Here is a 17,439-nt window from a genome sequence, read left to right as displayed (position 1 = left end):
CCCACCACACGCCGCGCAATGCGGCGCAAACCACCATTAGACCAAACCGAGAGGCGAATTCTACCGCGGTTTTCTTACACCAGCCGTTTTGCAGAAAGGAACGTAGGATGGGTCAAACGAGTCTCCGCTCGCGCGGACCCATCGCCCCATCAGCCACGGATGGTCACGGATTGAATTGAGCCAGTGCGAGAGTTTAGAGCAGCTCCGAGGGAGCAAAATACGGTAGCCCGGGGCAAACGCGGGCGAACAACACGAGCCCAAGTGCCGCCCCGGGTTGTTGAGAGCAATTGGCAGCGGTCCAGGGATAAGGTCTCCACCAGCCGGAGCGCGACCGAGACCGCAATCGGCCCGCGAGTATGTGCGTCAACAGTGCGCCCACTATGCTGGCTAGTTCGTATCGCCTAGCAGGTCGAGCGCTTCCTGCAAGGCGTCCACGTTCTGTTTCACGGTAGCCTTGGACAGGGCGGCTTCGATTTCCGCACGAACCCCTTGGTCGCCCTTCGTCGCCAGGGCCAAATACGCCGCCTCGTTTATACCTGGCTCATCGTCCCATTCCCGGCGAACTTCCTCTTCGTCCCCAAATTCACCCCGGGCGATGCGGCGGAGCAGCAGTGTAGCCCCCGCGAATTCGGTACGCCCGAGCATGCGAACTGCGACCCGTATGTTGTCGCTGTCGCCGTGCTGCATCAAGGCTTCTGTGATCGGCGGTGCCCATTGCTCCCACTCCTCGCGCGAAAGTGCCTGCCAGTAGTGCAGGTCGTAGAACATCCTGGCAGCCCCCAACAAGGCGGTGTCGTCGTCCTGCAGTTGGTGCAGCGCTTCAATGAATTCTTCGGCCGATACTCGGCGGGCGGCCTGTATGGCGATACGATCGCGCGCGGTGACGTAGCTCCAGCTATTCTGAAGCGTGCCGAAAGCTCTGCTAGAGATCTCCGCCAAACGCACAGGATCCCCTACTGCCGCAGCCAAGCGTCTACCGTGCTGATCAAAATCGGACTCTCCACTCTCTATCGTCAGCAGGGGCCGAGCTTCCTCGGGATAGCACGCTGCAAACCGTTCATCTGCCGCTCTCTGACGCTGGATTCGTTCGAGATGCTCTTCTCTCTGTTGTTCGAAATCCGCATACCAATCCGGCTCCAGCGACTTCTCCGGGTTGTAGATGTCGAACTTCGACTGCTCCGAAACAAGTAACCACGCTTGGAAGGCAAATACCCGCCACCAATCCTCTTTCGATTCGGGGTTCGAATGATTCAGACTGTAGGCGTCCAGGTAGACCTGTGCGAACGAAGCTTCTGGCTGCTTCAGCTTCTCCTTCAATTCGCTGGGGAAAGTATCACGGATGGCTGCTTCCAATGTCGCAACCGCGGCACGTGCTTCTGGCTGGCTACGAGGCAGCCGCGCTGCTGCATCGGTGGGATACCTACCTCCAAGAAATACCGTACCGCTCGGTATCGTCGAGTCCAAAGAGTCGCTCACGCAAACCAGAAGATCCTTCCCCTTGGCGTCCTGAAGGTGAACGTAGGTCGTGCCACCGTCGTTGATCTCCATCGCATCCACAATATCGATGGGGCGGGTAAGCAGCAGCTCGGATAGCTCCTCGCTCAGCCGCTCCCTCCAAAACTCGCTCTTTCGTGACCTTTGGAGAACTGATCTTGCCATCTGGCGAACGAGAACACGCCCCCGCGACGAGCAACATCGCCACCACAGCCACAATTCGCTCAATTGCTCTGGAACGCATTGCACTTGGCTCCTACCTGACTTCTCGCCGGGCGAGTTCCTCTTCTGCTTCTTCTCGCGAGTCCTTCCACGAGCGTCGAGCCTTGTTGTGCTGCACCCACACCTCCATGCGATCGCACGCGACGATCCAGTCGTTCAGCTCGTCGATCGACATATCGCGAACCTGCTTACCACGAAGCTGCTGCTGGTTCTTGGTGAGTGGCTCGCTCATGGTGTAATAACCTCACTCCCATTATCCCAGCGTAGCGGCGACGCCGCAACACTGGGCTGAGTGCCGGAATCCCTGCGGGATGGGGACATGTTTCATGCCGACGGTCACCGCTTTGCGTCTTTGCGCCTCTGCGTGAAACTACGGCAACACCGTTGGTTCCACTGAGAGCTTGTTGCGGCCTACCTCCTACCCTGCAGTTGTCTCCTTCTCCCGCTGCGCCGCCATCCACACTTGCCGGCCCACCACACACCCCACCAGCCCCGCCGCCATGACGCACAGCGACTCGATTGCACCCGCCAACGACTCCAAGGAAACAAGACCCCGCAACCGCGCTGCCGCAGCATTGTACTGTTGCTGCGTGCGGTCGCGGTACTCGGAGCTTGCCGCGTTGGCCGACATCATTAACTCCCAGTGAAGTCGTTCGACTTGCCGGGTAGCTTCCTCCATTTCACTGGCTGTGGCGACGGAGCCCGGCACAAACGGGCGGATGGCGTCCTCGATGGGCGAAAGCGTCGCGAACCCCACCGCGGCCGCCACGCTGAACAACACGAACCCTAGCGCCATGGCCTGCTTGCGCCCGCGAAAGTACACCACGACCAACACCGCGTAGAGCACCAACACGAGGTTTCCAACCCACAAAGCCACCCGCCAACCAGGGCCCTGCTGCACACACGCCGCGGTGGCAATCGCCAAGTAGGTGATGACAACGAGCAACCACTTGAGAGAGAACTTCACGGCAAAGGGGCCTCGGTAGTATACGGCGTTCGCATTATCCCAGCGTAGCTGCGACGCCGCAACACTGGGCAGAGATAACTAATGACGAAGTACCCAATAGGACCGCGGGATGACGCGGAACTCACCCTACACCGGCCATTCCAGCACTGTTCTTGCATCCAGCCGACTGTAATGCAATAATCTACACATGCATGTGCACGATTATCGGTGGCTGCTCGCACTCGGTGTGCTTTTCGCCAGCGCGACGTCTGCGCGCTCGCAGCAGGACATCAACGCCGAGCCGATCCGCTACGACTCGGCCCCGGTGGTCGACGCGGTGGGGCGGTTGGCGGAGCGACTTGCCGAGGGCAAGACGAAACTCGAGTGGGACGAGAAGCATGGCTGGCTGCCGGCGCTGCTCGAACAGTTGAAGGTTCCCACCTCGTCGCAAACGCTGGTGTTCTCCAAGACCAGCCTGCAGGTCAGCAGCATTTCGCCGCAACAGCCCCGCGCGGTGTACTTCAACGACGACGTGTACGTCGGCTCGGTGCAGTCGGGCGGGTTGATTGAGCTGTCGGCCGTCGATCCCGAGTTGGGGGCCATCTTCTACTCCATCTCGCAGCGAGAGAGCGACTCGCCGGTGATCGTGCGCGACCGCGCGAAGTGCCTCGCGTGTCACCATAGTCAGCGGACACGCAACGTGCCGGGCTACTTGGTGCGCAGTGTGTTCACGCAGGTGGATGGTCACCCGCGGTTCGAGCTAGGAAGCACCACCACCGATACCAGCACCGAGTTCACCGAGCGGTTTGGCGGCTGGTACGTGACCGGCACGCACGGCGAGATGCGGCACCGCGGCAATTGCCTGGTTCCGGACGAAGGTCCCGAGCCGACCGAAAACGAAGACGGTGCGAACGTCACCAGCCTCATCGGGCGGTTCAACACCGACCGCTATCTCACGCCGCACAGCGACCTGGTAGCCTTGATGGTGCTCGAGCATCAGTCGCAAGTGCACAATGCGATTACGTTCGCCGCCTACGAAGGCAAGCGCGCCGAACACTACGATATCACCTGGAACCGCATCCTCAAACGCCCGGAGGGTTCAGTCAGCGATGTTTCGAAACGGCGGATCGTAACCGCCAGCGAGCGGCTCGTCGAAGCGTTGTTGTTTGCTGGTGAGTACGAGCTGACTTCAGCGGTCGCCGGCACGTCGAACTTTGTGGAGGAGTTTTCCGCTCAAGGTCCGCGCGACTCGCAGCAGCGAAGCCTGAGGGAGTTCGACCTCCAGACGCGGCTCTTTAAGTATCCCTGTAGCTATCTGGTCTACAGCGACTCATTCGCCTCGTTGCCACGCCCGATCCACGAGCGAACGCTCGCCCGCCTGGCAGAAGTGCTCAGCGGTGAGGACCAGTCGGAAGCCTTCGCACACCTCAGCCCCACCGACCGCCAGGCGATTCGCGAGATCCTGAGCGACACGCTCGATGACTTCGACGCGGCGCAAAGCGAGTAGTCAACGTAGGATGGGTTTCCCAGTGTAGCGGCGTAGCCGCAACACTGGGCTGATTGCCGGAATCCCTTCGGGATAGTCGAGCATCTGCGTCCTATGCCGAAGGCATTCCGTCTCCCAGCGAAGGGTTGCGGCGTCGCCGCTACCCTGGAGGCCGCTGGCCGTTTAGCTCCGCTCGGCTACACTATTGGTGGTACGATCACCCTACCATTGGAATCCGCACATGCCCACCAACCACCAATTCGAAGTCTTCTACGACGGCGAGTGCCCCTTGTGCATGCGCGAGATCCGTTGGTTCCAGCGGCTCGATAAGCAGCAGAACATCTTGTTTACCGACATCACGGCTGATGCATTCGACGCCGACGAGTTGGGCCTCGACATGCCAACCATGATGGCCCGCATCCACGGCCGCCTGCCAGATGGCACGCTGGTGACCGGCGTGGAGGTGTTCCGCCGGTTGTACACCGCAGTGGGTTGGCGCTGGCCGGTGGCCGCCAGCCGACTCCCCGGCGTGCGGCAGTTGCTCGATCTGGGTTATCGCGTGTTCGCCAAGAACCGCCTGCGACTCACCGGGCGGTGCGACGGGGATCGTTGCGCGGTGAATTGACGCGCGGCGTAGCAACGTAGGATGGGTCCAGCGAGTCTCAGCTCGCGCAGACCCATCGCGTTTGGGAAGGACGCATGACGAAATACCCAAAGACGAATGAACGCGCAAGCGTCGCTCATTGGGTATTTACGTATTTCGTCAGTACCCAATGATGGGTCTACGAGCTTCAGTCACTCGTCGCCTCCACGCGGCGCTGGGCGATCACATACAGAGCGCGGCTGATGTACGCGGCGATCAATCCGACGACAATTGCCATTGATTTGTAGCCGATCTGAGACCCAACGTACGCTTTTGGGTTAGGTTCGATCACGGTGGCTTTGTAGGGAACCCCTCGACGGCTGCGATTTTCTACATGTGTTATCGCTGGGTGTAATCTATTCATCGTGTTACGAATCCAAGTATTCGTGGGCAGCCCTCGAATCCCGAGAGGCTTTAGACTGTTGTGCGTAGCAAGCAGATAGAGCAGGGTGAAGACGAATAAAGCGAACCAAAAAGCTCGCCGGCTCCCGATGCAGAAGGCGGATGCAACCAAGCTGCCACCCAGCAGCAACACCAAAAGACTATCGAACACGTACGACCAACCTTGCGTAGCTGAGGCTATCCCCGCGGCCGCAATCGCTGCAAACGCCATGAGCGCGAGGATGGTGCGAATGTCGAATCGAATGATGGCCTCGCGCTGTTCAGCCATTGGGTTGTCCTCTGAGCTGGTATTTTTTCCTTCGAAGGAAGAGCGGCCTGGGTGCGCTCCGCCGTCAATCAACTCCGCGCGGGTGACGTATCCGGCTCGCCGGTGCATGTTTACGATAAATCGACCAGAGCAACTGTACCTAAATCTCCAGCGGACGGGGAACTCCGCCGTTGGGGAGAGGTGCCATCGGAATATCTTCCTGCGGCCAGAAGAAAATAACGGCCAGCGTCAATACGCAACAATCCAGCACCGCAGCGAGTGCCAGCTTCTTGCGCTGCGAGCGATCGAGCGCGGCGCGCGAAACCAGCACTTTGCCAATCAAGTAGAGTGAGTAGAACTGGAGTGGTAGGAACAGCAGACCAATCGCGGCGGCGCGGAGCGCACGATTCACCAATGCGTCGGTAGCGCTTTCGGGGGCGCTGATCTCATCGGCGATGTCATCTTCTTCCGCTACGTCGTCCAGGTCGGTACCCGCCGAACGCATCTGCTCGATCAGCTCGCGGGCCACATCTGCATCATCCTCTCGGACTTGCAGCTGTGCTCCACCAATGGCCCCGCCTAGAAACCAAGCAGTGTCGACAATCTCGCTATTCAGGACGCATGTCGAGATGCCGCTCGCCTCCAACTGTGTGGAGGCAAGCTGAGCTTCGAGCCCGGTGCCGTACGTTGCAATCGTGATGTAGTTCTTCAAAGTCATAACGCTTCCTACACCAATCCCCAGCGCTTTCGCAAAAACCACTCCACGCCGACCACGGCGATGAACATCAGCATGAAGGGCCACTTGTCCCAGTAGGTGTGGCGTTCGATCACTTCGGTCTTCAGTTCCGGTCTTTCGGCGGCCAGTTTGCGGATCAAGGCGGGCAGCTCCTCGGGCGCGAGGGCCTCGCCGCCGGCCGCTTCGGTGAGCTTTGCCAGGCCGGCCAGCAACGTGGGTTCCGCGCCGGGGCGGTCGAGTTCCAAGTCCTGGTCGGGCACCAGGAACCGCGCGCGGGCGGAGCCAAGTTCTTTGCCGTCGATCTTCGCGGTCACTTCCACCGTGTAGTCGCCAGGTTGGTCAGTCGTGGCGAACGTGCCCGCGCGGCGGCCAGCGTCGGTGGCCACGGTCACGAGCGGTTGCTGCGTACCGTCGGGCAGGGTGACAACGACGTCGAAGTCGATCGTCGCGTTGGGGTCGTCTTCTTCACCCGGCGTAGCGCCCACTTCCACGTCGAGCCGACCGCCACGGCTCACGCGGCGCGTCGCCAGGTCGAGCCACACGCGTCCGCTGGTGTCGTCGTCCTTGCGGGCGAGCCACAGGATCACTTGCCGCCAGAAGCGGCGGAACTCGTCGCCGTGGTTTTCAAGTTGCCAGCGGAACGTGGTATCGCCGGCAAACGCGAGCGTGCGACCGTTGCCCGCTTGCCCGGCAACCAAGAGCGGATGCCGTGCGGCGTCGGCCGACTCGGCCAGCACTTGCGCGTTTTGCTTCAAGAGCCGCCGCGACAGCCGGTTCGCGCCGTCGAGCGGCGGCAGATCCTCCCACCCTTCGCCTGGTTGGCCGCTGGCGGTGATTTGCATGATGGGGTGCGTGCGGCCAACGTTGCCGGCCGGTTGCATCTTCACTGGGCCAGGCACGTGCACATCCTCGCGCAGCTTGTCGCGGAAATTTTGCCGCTCGGCGGGGCCGATGTCCACCGGCAGGACGTCGGTAATCGGATTGTTCAAGAATCCGCCAGGACCGAAGCTGTGGTAGCCGCCGCCCATCATCAGTCCGGTGCCGCGGCGAACCATTTCGGCCAGCGCCTGCCAGCTTTCGGGGCTCATCGCTTCCTTATCGACGTCCGACAGGATCACCACATCGTAGTTGCCAGGCTGCAGTTCGCGACGCAGGTCTTCTCGCGGCCGCGTGTAGTCGAACAGCTTGCGGCTCACCAAAATGTCGGGCGATTCGTCGATGGTGCGCGGGACGAACGCCTGCTCGACGCCCGCCGATCCGCCGATCCGCGACGCCCCGTACAGGTAGAGCACCTTGATGCCACCCTCGCGCACGGTGACGAACGTGCTGGCTTCGTTGTTGGTAGTGATCAACTCGCCTTCGGGACTCTCGGCCCGAAGTGTGACCTTGTACTCGCCGGGCGTGGCGGGTGTGTAGCCGAGCGAGACCGGCGCGCTAGTTTCAGCAGCAACGATCTCCTGCTCGCTGGTGTCGACCACTTTCATTTCGCTCTTGCCTTTGTCGTCGACTTCTTCCCACAGCAGTTGCACCTTCACGCGGCGGTTGGCGTAGCCCAAGGCCTGCAGTTGGCCGTTGACGCGCATCGGTGCGTTGGCGAACACGGTGCCGCTGACCAGCAGATCGTTGATTGCCAGATCCGAGCGGTCGCTCCCGCCGGGCTGGCCGAAGTAGAACGTGTAGAGCGGAACCCCTTCGGCAGCGTACTGCCGGGCGACGAGTTGCGGCGCGGCATCGAGCGGCGGCACGGCCCGCTGCGCGCCGTCGCTCAGTACGATTACACCCTTGAGGCGCTGATCGCCCTCGCGTTCGAGCAGTTCTTGTAGCGCCGCACCCAATGGAGATTGCTCACCCGTGGGACTGTCGGCCAGCGCGAGCGAACCCAGCTTGACGTCCACCGGTTCGAGCGACTCGGCAAACGTGTACGCCCGCACGTTCCAGTTTTTCTGAAGTTCTTCGAGGTCACCAGACGCCTCGGCGAGCACCAATCGCATCGCACCGTAGCGGCTGCGGTTGTCGAGCGAGTCCTCCACTTGCATGCTCCGCGAGCGATCGGCCAGCACCAACAGCGTCGCTTCCTCCGGCGTGCTGCGGGTGAACTGCAACGTCGGCCGCAGCATGGCGAATAGCAGCAGCAAGATCGCCACCAACCGCAGCATCTTAAGCGTCAACAGCCGCCCGAACGGAACCTCCACGTGCCGCGGCCCTACGCGCGCCAGCAGCACCAACAGCACCGTGGCGATGATCGCCACGAACCAGAAACCGCCGACGGGATGGAGGGAAAGGGACATTCGGGAGGGGTTAGGGGAGGTGGGGGCTAGGGACTGGGGAAATGACCAATGTCGAATCAACAATGACCAATTCTCATTCCTTACTCACTTACTCACTACTCACTCTTATAAAACCGATCCGCCAACCATTGTTCACACGCAAGGACCACCGCGACGATCGCGATCAGCCACGGGAACAACTCTCGGCCGACGCGGCCCAGGTCGATGGTGCCGGAGAGCGATCTGCGGTTGGTGGCCAGTTCGACGCGGTCTTTGCCGAGCGCCGCGGCGATGGTTGCAAACTCGGCGCGCTGGAGCATGCCGACGTCGGCCGCCGAGTTGACGCTGAAGCCGCGGTCGAGCCGCGCCCGTTCGCCGCCCGAGCGGACGCGGTAGTTGCCTACCTGGTCGGTGACGGTCACCACGATCTCTTGCTGGCCGGGCGAGAGGCTTTGTGGTAGTGGGTCGCCGGTGGGTGGTTCGAGCACGTAGGTCGCCAGGTCGCTGCGGCGCGGCAGCGGCAGCGACACCACGCGGCCCGCCTGGTAGTTCAGCGGCCGGTTGTCGGCACCCACCAGGTAGTCGGCCATCCCTTCGGCCAGTGCAAGGAACGGCCACGGGTCGGGATTGGTGGGCAGCAGGTTCCAAGGTTCGTCGCTCGCGCGATCCGACAGCGGCGTCGTGACCAGCAGCACGCGGCCGCTGCCAAACAGCCCTTGGATAATCGCCGGCGTACCGTCGGCGAACGTCGCTACGAGTCGGGTTGCCTCGTCGAGGTTCGACACGGCCCACTTCTTGAACACCGGGAACGCCGGCCAGGGCGTTGCCTCGGCGATGTCGGAGAGCTGCCGCAGCACGGGATGTCCATAACCGGCTGGCGACAGGTAGGTCGTTTTGCCGTCCACCCAACGCAGTTCGCCTTGCAGCAACGGTCGCGCGGCGGGCGTGTTGAACTTGTCCAGGTTGCCCACCGCATTGCGTCCGAGCACCACGGCCAGCCCGCCGCCGGTTTGCACGAAGTCGCTGAGCTTCCGCCACTCTGCGGCGCTCAAGGCGGGCGGGTCGAGCAGCATCACTGCGTCGTAGGTGGCCAGCTGCGCGCGATCGAGTCCGTCGACCGCAATCTGCTCGACCGCGTATTGCGCGGCGGCCGTTTGCGAAAGCGCCGACGGCGCGAGCGCTTCGGCCATTAGTTTGGTGTGATCGAGCGTCGCCCCGACCAGCAGCACGCGCGGTGGAGGGTCGACGCTGACTGTGAAATACCGCGCGTTGTCGGCCGAGAGCGGATCGTCGCCAGAGAGCCGCACGTAACCTTGATGCACGCCGGCCGTGAGTCCGGCCAGCGGCGCTTCGACCGTTTGGGCCGTGTCGCTAAGCTCCACTTCCACCTCCGCCCGCTTTGTGGGTTTTTCGCCAGCCGGGGCGAGCCACACCTCCACCGAGCGCGGCCGCCCGCTGAGGTTCTCGGTCGCCAGGGCGTTGGTGCGGAGAGTGACGATCTCGCCGGTTGCCAGATGATCGGCCGACAGTTCCAACTCGCCAAGGCCGGCGTTCACGGGATCCTTCTCACCAACGTCCACCAGGTAGAGCTTGGTTCCTTCGTTCGCGTCGAGCGCTTCGGCAATCTGGTTGAACGCCGCGTCGTTCCACACCACGCGGCTCAGGTCGGTGAACACGTAGACTTCGCGGCGATGGTCGGGTCGCTCGGCCAGCAGATTGATCGCTTCGATCACTGCATCGGCCAGCGGCGCGGCGGCGGGCGTGATTCGCAGTCGCTCGGTGCGGAGGATGGCAGAGTCGCGCTCTCCGAGCTTCGCTCGCCGCGCCCGGCCGGGCTCCACCAGGGCCACTTCGCTATCGGCCGGCAATTGTTCCAAGAGCCAGTTGGCGGTCTCTTTGGCAGCGTCGAGCCGCGAGACGTTCTTCTGGAGGTACTCCATCCGCGGCGAGTTATCGATCACCACAGCCGCCGCCAGCCCCGCCGAGCCACTGCCCAGCAGCCCCGAACCCCGGAGCACTGGCCGTGCGAGCGCGAGCGCCAAAAACAAAATGAACGCGCACCGCAGCGCGAGGAGAATCCAATGCCGCAACCGCAGCCGCGTCTGGTTGGTACTTTGCCGCTTCCGCACAAACCGTAGCGCCGGAAACTCCACCTTCTTCGGCTCACGGCGCATGACCAGATGCAGCACTATCGGCAAGGCGATGAGTGCTGTGCCAGCGAGCAGGAGTGGGGAGAGGAAGGACATGGAGGAAGGCTATGGGCTGTTAGCTCTTGGCTATTCGTTCTTGTCGGTGCGAAGTCGTTTTAGTAGGGCGATGAGCATTCGTTTGATTTGTGCGGCGGAAATAAAGCTAACAGCCTACAGCCTTTCACGCTCGTTGCCGGCGAGTCACCAAGTACTCCATCAGCGCCCTGTCGAATGGCATGCTCGTGTCGAGCGGTACGTAGTCGATGCCGCTTTTGTGGCACTCGACGCGGTATTGTTCACGGAAGGCGTTGAGTTCTTCGGCGTAGTCGTTCTTGAAGCTGTCGGCGTCGACTTCCAGCTTTTCGTTGGTCTCCGGGTCTTCGAGTTCCATCAGGCCGTGGAAGGGGAAGCCGACTTCCGCTTCGTCGAGGATGTGAAACAGGATCACGTCGTTGCCGCCATGACGCAGGCGGCGCAGCGAGGCAATCGTCTCGTCCGAGTCGCCCAGTAGGTCGCTGAACACCATCACGAGACTGGCGTGCTTGATCATCGCGGCCAGTTGCGTGAGGCTCTTCGCAATGTCGGTCTCGCCTGCAGGTTCCATCCGCGCGAGCACACTCAGCACGTTGCCAATCTGCTGCCGCTTGCTCTTGGGCGGTAGGAATTTGTCGATCTTCTGGCCAAACGTCACCAGGCCCACAGGGTCGTTCTGGTGCACCATCAAGTAGCACAGCGCGGCCGCGATGCAGATCGCGTAGTCGAACTTCGTCATGTCCTGCCGGTAGGTGTACGCCATGCTGCGGCTCTGATCCATGACCAGGTAGCCGGTGATGTTCGTCTCGGCCTCGAACTTCTTGGTGTAGTACTTGTCGGTCTTGGCGTAGACCAGCCAGTCGATGTCCTGCGGATTATCACCCGGCGTGTACTTGCGATGCTCGCTGAACTCGACCGAGAACCCATGAAACGGGCTGGCGTGCAGACCCTGCAGAAACCCTTTGACAATGAACTGCGCGCGCAAATCGAGCCGCTTGATCTGCTGAATGACAGCCGGTTTCAGGTATTGCTCGACAGTGGCCATTGGTCTTGCGGCGAGCCGGAAGCGTTAGCGCCCGGAGTGAGTTTGCGAGGTGTTTTGAATTAGTCGCGGATCGGCGCGGATTTGGGCGGATGTTCGCGGATCAGACAGTACGTGTCATCCTGAGGGAGCCTAAGCGACTGAAGGATCTCGTTGGCCAAAAAGGGGAACACTAAATTGCGCTAATCAAACCTTTCATTAGTGAAGATTAGCGTCGATTAGTGTTGAGAATGAATCCGCGTCCATCCGCCCAAATCCGCGCCAATCCGCGACTGATTCCTGTCTCCATGACCGCTGTGAACTCCGTGGTTTCCTTCTCCGCAAACTCACTCCGGGCGCTGACGCTCCCGGCTCGCCTTATTTGTTTTCGTTGAACTTCGGAATCTCCGGCGTGGGGATCTCTTTTAGCAAGCGGTTCACTACGTCTTCGTTGGTCATACCTTCGGCTTGGGCTTGGAAGTTGGTGCTCACGCGGTGGCGGAGCACCGGGATGGCGCACTTTTGGATGTCTTCGATCGCCACGCTGAAGCGGCCGTCCATTGCCGCGAGGGCTTTGCCGCCGTGGATGAGGAATTGACCTGCGCGGGGGCCGGCGCCCCACTCCACGAGTTCCTTCACGAACTCCGGCGCCGATTCGTCTCTGGGCCGCGTCGCGCGCACCAGGGCGGCGACGTACTTAATGATGTACTCGCTCACCGCCACGCTGCCGACCAGCTTCTGCAGGTTCAAGATCGCGCGGGCCGACAGCACCTTGTTCGGCTCTTGCTTCTCGCTTCGCGTGGTGGTGGTCAGAATCCGCTGTTCTTCGTCGAGCGTGGGGTAGTCGATCTTGATGTTGAACATGAACCGGTCGAGTTGCGCTTCGGGCAGCGGGTAGGTGCCTTCCTGCTCGATGGGGTTCTGCGTGGCGATGGTAAAGAACGGGTCGGGCAGGTTGTAGGTTTCCTGGCCGACGCTCACTTCACGTTCCTGCATCGCTTGCAAAAGCGCGGCTTGCGTCTTGGGCGGCGTACGGTTGATTTCGTCGGCCAGCAGGATGTTGGTGAAGATCGGCCCTTCGACGAAGCGGAAGTTCCGCCGGCCCTGCTCGTCTTCTTCCAGCACGTTGGTGCCGGTGATGTCCGAAGGCATCAGGTCGGGCGTGAACTGGATGCGCTTGAACTCCAGATCGAGAATCCGCGATAGCGTGCTCACCATCAGCGTCTTCGCCAAACCCGGCACGCCTTCGAGCAAACAGTGGCCGCGGGTGAAGATGGCGGCGAACAGCTGTTCGATCACCAGGTCCTGCCCGACGATAATCTTCTGCAGTTCCTGCTGCATCACCAACCGGTGCTGGCGGAATTCCTGCAGAATGTCTCCCAGGTTACGAGTCTTTGCACCGGGATTCTGAGCTTGTGGATTCGGCGATCCAGGAGGCGTGGCGGTACTCAAACTGTTTTCCTTCGGTGCCTTCGAACAATTTGCCCCCTAGCCGGACCGCCACGCGGTCCGCGAACTATGGAGACTTCTCGACTTTTCAGGGTTTCGCGGACCGCGTGGCGATCCGACCAAGGCGAACCGTTCATTCTACGGGTGGCTACCGAATGCGACAATCTGCAATAAACGCCCTGGTAGTCGAGGTAAGTATCGTAGCGTACGATAGTTGGGCGCGATATTGCGTCTCGCCCGTTAAAGGAGTTCGCCATGTCAGGCCGGCGGTATTCGCTAATCGTTACGAGCGCTCTAATCGCGCTGTTCGCGCCCGCGATGCGTACTGCGCACGGGGCTATCAATGCGGCCGACGTCACCGCGGCCATCGACCGTGGTCGCGACTACCTGCTCCGCGAGCAATCGCCCCGCGGAACCTGGGACGACCTGGGCACCAACCCGGGTGGGGTGACCGCCTTGGTGGCGTTTGCTTTGTTGAACGCCGGCGTGGACGTCGACAGTGCCGAGATGCAGAAGTCGCTCGCCTACCTGCGGAGCAACGAGTTCCGTCGCACCTACGCGGTGGCGCTGCAGACGATGGTGCTGGCCAACGCCGAACCGAAGCGCGATCGGCTATTGATCGAGCGCAACGTAAGGTGGCTGGAGAAGACACAAGTGCAAGCCGGCCAGCACAGTGGGGCGTGGTCGTATCCCGGAGCCGGGGGTGACAAGAGCAACTCGCAGTTCGCCGTGCTCGCGCTGCACGAAGCCCAACGCGCTGGCGTGAAGGTGAACCCGCACACGTGGCAACTGGCCGCCGCTTACTGGCGACGCACGCAGAATGCCGATGGCTCCTGGCAATACGGCGACAACCCTCCTTCGGGAAGCATGACCTGCGCAGGCATCGGCGCGCTGGTGATTACAGGGCTGGCCACGGGCGAAGGCGACGCCCGCGTGGTGAATGGTCGCGTGCTGTGCTGCCAGCCTCATGATGAAGACGACAACGTCGAGCGTGGACTCGATTGGCTCGGCAAGCACTTTTCGGTCGAGCGTAACCCGGGACCCATCGAGTTGGGCGAGATCTGGCACTACTACTACCTGTATGGCGTGGAGCGCGTTGGGCGGTTGACCGCGCGGCGGTTGATTGGCGATAGCGACTGGTATCGCGAAGGGGCCGAGTACCTGGTCAATCATCAGGATCCGCTGCATCACTACTGGCGCGGCAGCAGCGCCATCGAAAACCAGCCACACGTCGCCACGGCCATGGCGCTATTGTTCCTGGCCAAGGGACGCCGGCCGATTGTGGTTGGCAAGCTGCAGCATGGCGTTGGTGTCGACTGGAACAACCACCGCCGTGACGCAGCGAATCTGACCGCCTTCGCCGAAGAGCGGTGGGACCTCGACCTCACCTGGCAAGTGATGCACCCCCGCCCCTCGACGGTGGAAGACCTGCTGCAAGCGCCGGTGTTGTACGTTAGCGGTAACCAATCGCCGAAGGGACTGGAGGCCGACGCCAAAAAGCTGCGCGACTACATCGACCGCGGCGGGTTCCTGTTCGCCGAGTCGTGCTGCCGCAATTCGGAGCAGTTCAACCAGGGCTTCCGCGAGCTGGTGGCCAAGATGTTCCCCGAGCCAGAGTACCGCCTGCAACGCATTCCGCCCAGCCACCCGATTTGGCGGATGGAACGCCTGGTGCGGGCGGATTCGCCTTACGCGGGCAAGCTGTGGAGCGTGGAGTACGGCTGCCGCACGTGCGTGGTGCTGTGCGAGGAAGACCTGTCGTGCTACTGGGAACTCGACCGCCCGGGCCGCACTGGCAAGTACCCCGAAGAGGTCGAGCAACACATCGACGACGCGCTGACCGTCGGCATCAACGTGCTGACGTACGCGACGAACCGCGAACCGGAAGGCAAGGAGCAGAGCTTCGTCGACGAGTTCGCCGCCGACCCCGAGAACCAGCTGGGCGGCCGGGGCGTGATCGACGTGGCCAAGTTGCGGCATGGCGGCGGCTGCGACGACGCGCCGGGCGCGCTGGCCAATCTGCTGCGGGCCGCTTCGCAGGGCGACATGAAGCTTCGCGTTTCGACCGACAGCAACTTGATCAGCGCGGGCGGCGAGCAATTGTTCCGCCACCACCTGGTGTTCATGCACGGCCGCCACGATTTCCGCTTCACGCCGGCCGAGCGCAACAACCTGCGAAAGTTCCTCGAGAACGGCGGCACCGTGATGGCCGACAGCATCTGCGCATCGGCCGCGTTCACCAAAGCCTTCCGCCGCGAGATGGCCGAGGTGCTGCCCGACGACTCACTGCAGCGCATCCCCGTGACCGACAGCCTACTGACCACCGAACACGGCGGCTACGACCTGCACCTGGTGGAAGTGCGCGACCCACAACCCTCGGCCGACGACCGCCCCCTGGCCGCGCGGGTGCGGCAAATCGAACCGCAACTCGAAGGCATCAAGCTAGGCGACCGCTGGGCGGTGATCTTCTCGCCACTGGACATCAGCTGCGCCCTGGAAAAACACGAAGCAGTGCAATGCCGAGGCTACACGCGCGAAGACGCAGCACGGATTGGTCTGAATATTCTGAGGTACACACTCGACCCGTAGTGGTCGATGGTCCTTAGGCCCGGCGTTTACGCCGGGTTGATGGTCACCCATGCCCCACCCACCTCGACTAAACCTCGTCGTCATCCGCTCCGCCGATCTCCATCGCGCCGAGACGTTCTACACGGCGCTTGGTCTGGTGTTCGAGAAACATCGGCATGGCAACGGCCCTGAACATCTGGCCGCGGAGCACGACGGCATGGTGTTCGAGGTGTATCCAGCCACCGAAAGCAAAGCAACAACCGCAACGCGCATTGGCTTTCAGGTAGCCGACGTCGACCAGACGATTGCGAAGCTCGAATCGCTGGGAGTGGAAACCACTCAACCACCCACCGACAGCCCCTGGGGCCGCCGCGCGGTGGTTCGCGATTTCGACGGGCACGCGGTGGAGTTGACGGCATTGCCGTAGTGTCACGCAGAGGCGCAAAGTAACGTAGACACGTAGCCGTTCATAGATGGGTGGTTCTGCCGGAGCGGTGGTTGGCCATTTTACACCACCGGCAGGTTCACCCACCATTCGTGGTGGCGCGTGGTGAGTGAACCCATCGGCGGCAATTTCCATCAGCCAATTTGCGGTGAGTGCCGATGGAACCCACCCTATGGATCATTCAGACCGAGTACTCGCACTACGACAGCAGCGCTTGGTACTCTTCTGGCTGCTCGCCACTGGCGACCTCGATGACAATCTTGCCTTGCAGCGTGCCTGCAGCACGGAGCGTGTTGTCTTCCTGCAGCGTGTGCGCTGCGGCGGCCTGGTCGAGTGGGAAGGTGGCGCCGATCGGCACCTTCAGCTTGCCCGAGGCCAACCATTGGTTGATGTTCATGCCGGCCTTCTGTTGTTCGGCCGCGGGAGCCTTGAACATCACGAAGCCCATCAGGCGGCACTCTTTCACGTAGAACGGTCCCACGGGAAACTCAGGTCGAGCATCTCGGCCGGCCATCACGAGCATGCGTCCGCGCGGCGCGAGCAAATCGATCGCGCGGTCGAAGTCCGGTTCGCGCAAAGTCTCCCACCACACGTCGACGCCCCACGAGCAGAACTCCTTCACCGCGGTCGGTACGTCGTCGGTTTTGTAATTCAACACCAGGTCGGCGCCGTAGCTGCGGCACATCTCGGCCTTCTCTTCGGTGCCGGCGGTGGTGATCACTCGCGCGCCGATCGCTTTGGCCATCTGCACCACCATCGACCCGACACCGCCGGATCCGCCGTTGATGAACAGCGTCTCGCCCTCTTGCAGTTTCGCCTCGCGGACCAGGCCCAAGTGAGCTGTGATGCCGACCAGCGCCACCGCGGCCGCGGTGTCGTCGGCCACGTTGCCGGGCGTGGGGTAAACCAAGTCGGCGTCGACCGCCACGTACTCGGCGAACGTTCCTTGCCGGCCCAAGAGTCCCTGATTGCTGCCCCACACTCGCATGCCGACTGGCAGGTTGACGACTTCCTCGCCCACCTCCTCGATCACGCCGGCAAAGTCGGAGCCGATAATGAACGGCTTGGGCAGATCGGCCGCCACCACTCCACTGCGGATGTAAGTGTCGATCGGATTGACCGACGCGGCATGTACCCGCACCAGCACCTGCCCGGGATCGATCTTTGGCTTGGGGACATCGCCGATCTGGATGATTTCTGGCGGTCCGGTCTGGTCGATATAGGCTGCTTTCATCGCGTGCCCCTTGCAGGTGTCTCCGACTAATCGCGCGGTGGCATCGTGTCACACGCG

At 62.0% G+C, this 17,439-nt stretch carries 14 protein-coding genes; 4 read left to right on the top strand and 10 right to left on the bottom strand.

The features are described 5' to 3' along the window. Positions 1-387: 387 nt before the first annotated feature. The 3 genes from ACQK2L_RS09265 to ACQK2L_RS09255 form a co-directional block, all read right to left on the bottom strand. On the bottom strand, positions 388-1,659 hold the full coding sequence (locus ACQK2L_RS09265; protein WP_425396667.1) for a hypothetical protein: 1,272 nt from the start codon (positions 1,657-1,659) through the stop codon (positions 388-390). A 91-nt stretch (positions 1,660-1,750) separates the two neighbouring features. Beyond that, a complete protein-coding gene (locus ACQK2L_RS09260; RefSeq protein ID WP_425396666.1) occupies positions 1,751-1,948 on the bottom strand; it encodes a hypothetical protein in 198 nt (65 codons plus the stop codon). Between the two features lie 186 nt (positions 1,949-2,134). Then, complete coding sequence (locus ACQK2L_RS09255) at positions 2,135-2,683, bottom strand: hypothetical protein (protein ID WP_425396665.1); 549 nt, start codon at positions 2,681-2,683, stop codon at positions 2,135-2,137. A gap of 187 nt (positions 2,684-2,870) precedes the next feature. Between ACQK2L_RS09255 and ACQK2L_RS09250 the strand changes: the two genes are divergently transcribed. Together ACQK2L_RS09250 and ACQK2L_RS09245 are read left to right on the top strand one after the other, a co-directional pair. Further along, complete coding sequence (locus ACQK2L_RS09250; RefSeq protein WP_425396664.1) at positions 2,871-4,169, top strand: hypothetical protein; 1,299 nt, start codon at positions 2,871-2,873, stop codon at positions 4,167-4,169. 220 nt (positions 4,170-4,389) lie between these two features. Further along, positions 4,390-4,773 (top strand): thiol-disulfide oxidoreductase DCC family protein, encoded by a 384-nt coding sequence (locus ACQK2L_RS09245; RefSeq protein WP_425396663.1) that lies wholly within the window; start codon positions 4,390-4,392, stop codon positions 4,771-4,773. 166 nt (positions 4,774-4,939) lie between these two features. Here ACQK2L_RS09245 and ACQK2L_RS09240 read toward each other — a convergent pair whose 3' ends face one another. From ACQK2L_RS09240 to ACQK2L_RS09215, 6 genes are all read right to left on the bottom strand, one after another. After that, a complete protein-coding gene (locus tag ACQK2L_RS09240; protein WP_425396662.1) occupies positions 4,940-5,461 on the bottom strand; it encodes a hypothetical protein in 522 nt (173 codons plus the stop codon). 139 nt (positions 5,462-5,600) lie between these two features. Next, the gene (locus ACQK2L_RS09235) at positions 5,601-6,158 is read right to left on the bottom strand and encodes a hypothetical protein (protein WP_425396661.1); all 558 of its coding nucleotides are present in this window, start codon (positions 6,156-6,158) and stop codon (positions 5,601-5,603) included. Between the two features lie 8 nt (positions 6,159-6,166). Further along, complete coding sequence (locus ACQK2L_RS09230) at positions 6,167-8,464, bottom strand: glutamine amidotransferase (protein WP_425396660.1); 2,298 nt, start codon at positions 8,462-8,464, stop codon at positions 6,167-6,169. A 95-nt stretch (positions 8,465-8,559) separates the two neighbouring features. Next, positions 8,560-10,689 carry a BatA domain-containing protein gene (locus tag ACQK2L_RS09225; protein ID WP_425396659.1) on the bottom strand — a complete coding sequence of 710 codons (2,130 nt, stop codon included), beginning with the start codon at positions 10,687-10,689 and terminating at the stop codon, positions 8,560-8,562. A 124-nt stretch (positions 10,690-10,813) separates the two neighbouring features. Further along, complete coding sequence (locus ACQK2L_RS09220; protein WP_425396658.1) at positions 10,814-11,710, bottom strand: DUF58 domain-containing protein; 897 nt, start codon at positions 11,708-11,710, stop codon at positions 10,814-10,816. A gap of 354 nt (positions 11,711-12,064) precedes the next feature. Beyond that, a complete protein-coding gene (locus ACQK2L_RS09215) occupies positions 12,065-13,060 on the bottom strand; it encodes an AAA family ATPase (protein WP_425397431.1) in 996 nt (331 codons plus the stop codon). Between the two features lie 330 nt (positions 13,061-13,390). Here ACQK2L_RS09215 and ACQK2L_RS09210 point away from each other — a divergent pair, with 330 nt between their 5' ends. Both ACQK2L_RS09210 and ACQK2L_RS09205 read left to right on the top strand, forming a co-directional pair. Continuing rightward, positions 13,391-15,724 (top strand): DUF4159 domain-containing protein, encoded by a 2,334-nt coding sequence (locus tag ACQK2L_RS09210; protein ID WP_425396657.1) that lies wholly within the window; start codon positions 13,391-13,393, stop codon positions 15,722-15,724. A gap of 49 nt (positions 15,725-15,773) precedes the next feature. After that, complete coding sequence (locus ACQK2L_RS09205; RefSeq protein WP_425396656.1) at positions 15,774-16,130, top strand: VOC family protein; 357 nt, start codon at positions 15,774-15,776, stop codon at positions 16,128-16,130. A 217-nt stretch (positions 16,131-16,347) separates the two neighbouring features. On the opposite strand, the gene ACQK2L_RS09200 is transcribed toward ACQK2L_RS09205, so the two are convergent. After that, positions 16,348-17,382, bottom strand: a complete 1,035-nt coding sequence (locus tag ACQK2L_RS09200; RefSeq protein ID WP_425396655.1) for an NADPH:quinone reductase — start codon at positions 17,380-17,382, stop codon at positions 16,348-16,350. Positions 17,383-17,439 lie beyond the last annotated feature (57 nt).

The sequence above is a fragment of the Aeoliella sp. genome (genome assembly GCF_965227375.1).
Classification (GTDB): Bacteria; Planctomycetota; Planctomycetia; order Pirellulales; family Lacipirellulaceae; genus Aeoliella.
This window is presented reverse-complemented; position numbering and strand designations above follow the sequence as displayed.

Bases quoted from the DNA above. Each gene is read 5' to 3' on its own strand.
- ACQK2L_RS09265 (WP_425396667.1), bottom strand. From the start codon at position 1,659: ATGGCAAGATCAGTTCTCCAAAGGTCACGAAAGAGCGAGTTTTGGAGG.
- ACQK2L_RS09260 (WP_425396666.1), bottom strand. From the start codon at position 1,948: ATGAGCGAGCCACTCACCAAGAACCAGCAGCAGCTTCGTGGTAAGCAG.
- ACQK2L_RS09250 (WP_425396664.1), top strand. From the start codon at position 2,871: ATGCATGTGCACGATTATCGGTGGCTGCTCGCACTCGGTGTGCTTTTC.
- ACQK2L_RS09245 (WP_425396663.1), top strand. From the start codon at position 4,390: ATGCCCACCAACCACCAATTCGAAGTCTTCTACGACGGCGAGTGCCCC.
- ACQK2L_RS09240 (WP_425396662.1), bottom strand. From the start codon at position 5,461: ATGGCTGAACAGCGCGAGGCCATCATTCGATTCGACATTCGCACCATC.
- ACQK2L_RS09235 (WP_425396661.1), bottom strand. From the start codon at position 6,158: ATGACTTTGAAGAACTACATCACGATTGCAACGTACGGCACCGGGCTC.
- ACQK2L_RS09230 (WP_425396660.1), bottom strand. From the start codon at position 8,464: ATGTCCCTTTCCCTCCATCCCGTCGGCGGTTTCTGGTTCGTGGCGATC.
- ACQK2L_RS09225 (WP_425396659.1), bottom strand. From the start codon at position 10,689: ATGTCCTTCCTCTCCCCACTCCTGCTCGCTGGCACAGCACTCATCGCC.
- ACQK2L_RS09220 (WP_425396658.1), bottom strand. From the start codon at position 11,710: ATGGCCACTGTCGAGCAATACCTGAAACCGGCTGTCATTCAGCAGATC.
- ACQK2L_RS09210 (WP_425396657.1), top strand. From the start codon at position 13,391: ATGTCAGGCCGGCGGTATTCGCTAATCGTTACGAGCGCTCTAATCGCG.
- ACQK2L_RS09205 (WP_425396656.1), top strand. From the start codon at position 15,774: ATGCCCCACCCACCTCGACTAAACCTCGTCGTCATCCGCTCCGCCGAT.
- ACQK2L_RS09200 (WP_425396655.1), bottom strand. From the start codon at position 17,382: ATGAAAGCAGCCTATATCGACCAGACCGGACCGCCAGAAATCATCCAG.